Source organism: Actinoplanes sp. NPDC020271 (genome assembly GCF_044388125.1).
Classification (GTDB): domain Bacteria; phylum Actinomycetota; class Actinomycetes; order Mycobacteriales; family Micromonosporaceae; genus Actinoplanes.
Map to the genome: position 1 here is coordinate 262,963 of NZ_JBIRWQ010000003.1, position 5,557 is coordinate 268,519.

General features: G+C 73.0%; 3 protein-coding genes. All 3 read right to left on the bottom strand.

Annotated features, from left to right (window positions below):
• Positions 1–175: 175 nt before the first annotated feature.
• Complete coding sequence (locus ACH442_RS08540; protein ID WP_396337304.1) at positions 176–814, bottom strand: hypothetical protein; 639 nt, start codon at positions 812–814, stop codon at positions 176–178.
• Between the two features lie 91 nt (positions 815–905).
• Positions 906–1,520, bottom strand: a complete 615-nt coding sequence (locus tag ACH442_RS08545) for an HAD family hydrolase (RefSeq protein ID WP_396337305.1) — start codon at positions 1,518–1,520, stop codon at positions 906–908.
• A gap of 8 nt (positions 1,521–1,528) precedes the next feature.
• The gene (gene smc / locus ACH442_RS08550; protein ID WP_396337306.1) at positions 1,529–5,110 is read right to left on the bottom strand and encodes a chromosome segregation protein SMC; all 3,582 of its coding nucleotides are present in this window, start codon (positions 5,108–5,110) and stop codon (positions 1,529–1,531) included.
• Positions 5,111–5,557: the final 447 nt, after the last annotated feature.

The following is a 5,557-nucleotide window of genomic DNA, read 5'->3' on the forward strand; positions in this document are numbered from 1 at the left end:
CCGCGCCCCGGGGGGGGCGCCGGGCGCCGCGCGCGGCGCGCGTCCCCCCCCCCCCCCCCCCCCCCCCCCCCCCCCCCCCCCCCCCCCCCCCCCCCCCCCCCCCCCCGGCGGGCGCAATGCGATCTTGGCATCGGCGGGCGTGATGCGATCTCGGCGCCGGCGGGCGTGATGCGATCTAGTCGCCGAGGCGCGGGAGGGTGGACTTGCCCTGGTCGCGGACGGTGAACGCGGTCAGGGCGTCGCCCTCGCCGCTCTCCTGGACGATCACCGTGCCGTCCGCGGTCTCGGCGAGGACGAACAGGTCGCCGGCCGAGATCAGCTGACCCTTGCCGTCCGCCGACCGCGGGAACGTGAAGATCTGGTCGTCCTTGCCGGCGTCGCAGGCGGCGGCCTTCAGGTTCAGCGGCGCGGTGCCACCGGGCGAGTTGACGACCAGGCAGAGGGCCTCGCCACCCTCGACGATCCTGGCGGTGCGCAGCAGGTAGTGCGCGTCACCGGCCTTGACCGCCGCCGGGACGAAGAGCGCCCGGTCCTCCAGGTGGTCGGTGAGCGTCACGATGCCGTCCGACCCGACCGTCAGCAGTTTCTGCCCGCCGGACTGCACGGTGCCGAACGTGTACTGCCGGTCGGGCTGGATCGAGGCGCCCGGCCCGACCGGCGCGAACCCGGCCGGGGCGCCGGCACTCTCCGTCGGCGCGCTGCTCGCCACCGGCGCCGGGGTCGTGGCCGGCCCGGCCGTGGTGTCCCCCGAGGAGCAGGCCGCGGCGCTCAGGGCGAGGGCGCAACTTCCGGCGAACAGTGCGATCCTGGACATGACGTTCCCTTCGCCAAGGCGTGCCCCGACGGCACCCCGTCATCTTGGACGGCGTGCCCCGGCGTCCGGTTCCCCGAACGCCCAGGCGGCATCAATCCGGGAGATCAAGAACCTTCCGGAGGTACGGCACGTGCTGCGGCCCGGTCCACCGATAGCCGGACAGGCCGGCCACCCGCGCCCCGCGGACCGCCCGGTCGTCGTCGTCCACGAAGAGCACGTGCTTGGGCAGTTCCCCGATCGCGACGCAGGCCCGCTCGAAGAACTCCGGAGCCGGCTTGTGCACCTTCATCTCCCACGAGCTGAGCACGAAGTCCACCTCGCCGGTGAGGCCGAGCGCGTCCAGGTCGCCGCGGAGCCGGTCGGTGGCGTTGGTGGCCAGCCCGACCTTGCGGCCGGCGGCGCGCACGCCCCGGACGAACTCCAGCGCCTCCGGGTCCGGCTCACCCCGGTACGCCTGCCACTCGGCGACGGCGGCGGTGGCCTCGGCCTTCTCCAGCGGCAGCCGGTCGGCCACCAGGCCCATCCACTCCGCGTCGGAGATCTCACCGGCCATCGCGGGCTGGTAGACGTCCCACGACATCGAGGTCTCCAGCAGGGACGCCGGTTTCAACCCGTACTTCACCTCGACGGCGATCATCGGGGCCGGGTCCCAGCGGCGCAGCACGCCGTCCAGGTCGATCAGCAGGGCCCGGGCGCGGTCGCGCATATCTGTACCTAGTCCTCCGATTCGCGGTTCAGCCGCTGGGAGATCACCTGCGTGACGCCGGCGCGCATGGTCACGCCGTACAGCGCGTCCGCGACCTCCATGGTCCGCTTCTGGTGCGTGATGATCAGCAGCTGGCTCTTCTCCCGAAGTTGCTGGAAGAGCGTAATCAACCGGCCCAGGTTGACGTCGTCGAGGGCCGCCTCGACCTCGTCCATGATGTAGAACGGCGAGGGACGGGCCCGGAAGATGGCACACAGCATGGCCACCGCGGTCAGCGAGCGCTCGCCACCGGAGAGCAGCGACAACCGCTTGATCTTCTTGCCCGGCGGGCGGGCCTCCACCTCGACCCCGGTGGTCAGCATGTCCTCCGGGTCGGTCAGGATCAGCCGGCCCTCGCCACCCGGGAAGAGCACCTGGAAGACCTGCTGGAACTCGCGGGCGGTGTCCTCGAACGCCGACGTGAAGACCTCCAGGATCCGGTCGTCCACGTCCTTGACCACGGTGAGCAGGTCCTTGCGGGTCGCCTTCAGGTCCTCCAGCTGGTCGGAGAGGAACTTGTACCGTTCCTCCAGCGCGGCGAACTCCTCCAGCGCCAGCGGGTTGACCTTGCCGAGCAGGGTCAGGTCACGCTCCGCCTTGTTCGCCCGCTTCTCCTGGGTCGGCCGGTGGAACGGCATCGGCTCGGGAACCGGCTTGCCGTCCTTCTCGGCCGCGGCCACGTCCGCCTGGGTCGGCGGGACCGGCTGCTCCGGACCGTACTCGCTGATCAGGGTCTCGACGTCGAGGGAGAAGTCCTCGGCCGCCTTCACCTCCAGCTGCTCGATGCGCATCCGCTGCTCGGCCCGGGCCATCTCGTCCCGGTGCACCTCGCTGGTCAGCCGCTCCAGCTCGTTGACCAGGCGCTTCGCCGTGGCCCGGACCTCCTGCAGCTCGGCCTCGCGAGTCGTGCGCTCGCTGGCGATCCGGTCCCGCTCCTCGGCCGCCGCGGCCACCGAGACGGCGACCCGGGCCAGGGCGGTGTGCGCACCGGCCGCGACCGCACGGGCGATCTCGGCGCCGCGGGCGCGGGCCGCGCGACGGGCCGCGGCGCGCTCCCGGGCCTGCCGCTCCTGGTTGGCCTGGCGCAGCAGCGAGTCGGCTCGGCCGGCGATCGAGGAGACCCGCTCCTCGGCGGTGCGCACCGCGAGCCGTACCTCCATCTCGTTCTGCCGGGCCTGCGGCACCAGCGCGGCCAGCCGGTCACGCTCCTCCGTCGACGGCTCCTCGTCGATCGGGGTGTCCTCGGCCAGGCGCAGCCGCTCCTCCAGCTCGGCGACCCGCATCAGGTCGGCCTCGCGGGCGGCCTCGGCCTTCTGCCGGGACGCGCCGAGCCGCTCGCTCTCCGCCTTCGCCGACCGGGCAGCGGCGCCCAGCTCGGCCAGGCGGCGGGCGGCCGCGTTGCGCTCACCCTCGGCGGCCCGCTTCGCCTGCGCGGCGACACTCACCGCCTGCTTCAGCTCGGCGACCTGGGCCCGTACGTCGGAAAGCTGGTCCTTGAGCTCGGCGATGCGCTCCTCGGCGGCGGCGCGCCCGGCCTTCGCCTCGTCGACCGCCGCCTGCACCTCGATGTAGCTGGTGGCCTTGGCCGAACCGCCGGCCGCCGCGTACGCCCCGAGGACGTCGCCCTCCGGCGTCACCGCACGCAACTCGGCGTTCGAGGCGACCAGCGCGGCGGCCGCGGCCAGATCCGGGACCAGGACCACGTCACGCAGCGCACGGTTGAGCGCCGGACGGATCTGCTCCGGGCAGTCGATCACGTCGGGCGCCCAGATCGCGCCGGCCGGCAGACTCGGCCGCAGCGCGTCCAGCGAACCCTGCATGCCGGGGCCGGCCGGGGCGGCGATGACCAGCGAGGCCCGGCCCGCGTCGGCGATCTTGAGGGTACGGACGGCCTCCACCGCCTCGTCCAGACTCGCCAGCGCCACCGAGTCGGCCAGCGTGTCCAGCGCCGCGGAAAGCGCCGTCTCGTGGCCCGCACGCACCGTCAGCATCGACGCCAGGCTGCCGAGCAGACCGGGCACCTGACCGGCCTTCGCCAGCAGCGCACCGGCGCCGTCCTTGCGCTTCAGGCCGAGCGCGAGCGCCTCCTCGCGGGCCTTCAGACTGGCCGCGTCCTTCTCCGCGGCGCGCTCGGCGTCGGACAGCTCGCGCACCACCGCGGCGGCCTTGTCGTGCGCCGCCACCGCCTCGTCGTGCTTGGCGTCCAGGTCGGCGTTGTCCCGGTCGGCGTCCGACGACTCGGCGGCGACCACGTCCACCTCGGCCTGCGCCGCCTCGGCCCGCATCAGCGCGTCCTCGTGCGCGGCGGCCAGACGCTCGATCTCCTCGGCGGCGCTGCTCGTCCGGGCACGCGCGGCGTTCACGTTGCCGACCAGCTTCGCCAGGCCCTCCCGGCGGTCCGCGATCGCCTTCGCGGCAGCCCGCAACTCGCTCTCCGCGGCGGCCAGCTGACGCTCCAGCTCCTGACGGTGCTCGACCGCCTCGGCCAGGCGCATCTGATCCTCGGTCAGCGCCTCGCGGAGCTCCTCCTCCTGCTCACGGACCCGCTCGGCCTCGGCCTCCAGCATCTCCGGGTCCCGGCCCGGGCGCTCGTCGTCCGGGGTGGCGGCCAGGTGCCGCAGCCGCTCGGTGGCCAACTGCTCGGTCGAGCGGAACCGCTCCTGCAGGGCGGACAGCTTGTACCAGGTGTCCTGCGCGGCCTGCAGCAGCGGCGCATCCTCGGCGTGAGCGAACTCCAGGTCGGCGAGCATCCGCTGGACCTCGCGGTTCTCCTCCTCGACCTCGCCCCGCCGGGTGCGCATCGCCGACTCGTCGGCGATCTCCTTGTCCAAGGTCGTCCGCAGCGTGAACAGGTCGTCGGCGAGCAACCGCAACCGCGCGTCGCGCAGGTCGGCCTGGATGCCGGCGGCCCGGCGGGCCACCTCGGCCTGCCGGCCCAGCGGCTTCAACTGGCGGCGCAGCTCCGCGGTCAGGTCGTTCAACCGGTTCAGGTTGACCTGCATCGCGTCGAGCTTGCGGACCGCCTTCTCCTTCCGCTTCCGGTGCTTCAGGACACCGGCCGCCTCCTCGATGAACGAGCGTCGGTCCTCCGGCTTCGCGTGCAACATCGCGTCGAGCCGGCCCTGGCCGACGATGATGTGCATCTCGCGACCGATGCCGGAGTCGCTGAGCAGCTCCTGGATGTCGAGCAGGCGGCAGGAGTTGCCGTTGATCTCGTACTCACTGGCGCCGTCGCGGAACATCCGGCGGGTGATCGACACCTCGGTGTAGTCGATCGGCAGAGCACCGTCGTTGTTGTCGATCGTCAGCGTGACCTCGGCCCGGCCCAGCGGCGCCCGCCCCGCCGTACCGGCGAAGATGACATCCTCCATCTTGCCGCCGCGCAGCGCCTTCGCGCCCTGCTCACCAAGCACCCAGGCGATGGCGTCGACGACGTTCGACTTGCCGGAACCGTTCGGCCCCACCACACAGGTGATGCCCGGCTCCAGCCGCAACGTGGTGGCGGAGGCGAAGGACTTGAAGCCCTTGACCGTCAGGCTCTTGAGGTGCACGGATCTCCGAGGGTCGGCGGTGTTCTGCTGGGTGGCAGGCTACCCTTCTGGGTCAGGTGGGAAAGCGCTACGGCGCGCCCGACTCGGGGCGGCGTCCCAGAATATCCGCCGTTTTCACCCCCTTTTTCGGGTACGGCCGCTGCTCGCCCTCCGCCGCCCGGCGCCGGCTCCAGCGCTCCTCCTCCCGGTACGCCCACGGCCCGCCCCTGCGAATCGGCGCCGCCCAGCCGATTTGTTCCGGCCGGCGCTCACCGTGGTCAACCGGGCCCGCACGACCACCCTCAGGCCCGGCCGGCCCACACCGTCGCTGAACAGGCCCGACAGCAATGCTCACGCCCAGCCGATCGGCCTCAGCCGGCCCACCTACGTGTCAGCCCGCGTAACAACGCTGACGGCCGGCCGGAGCCGGGCGGACCGGCGGGCGGGCGACGGGAACCGGACGAGGCG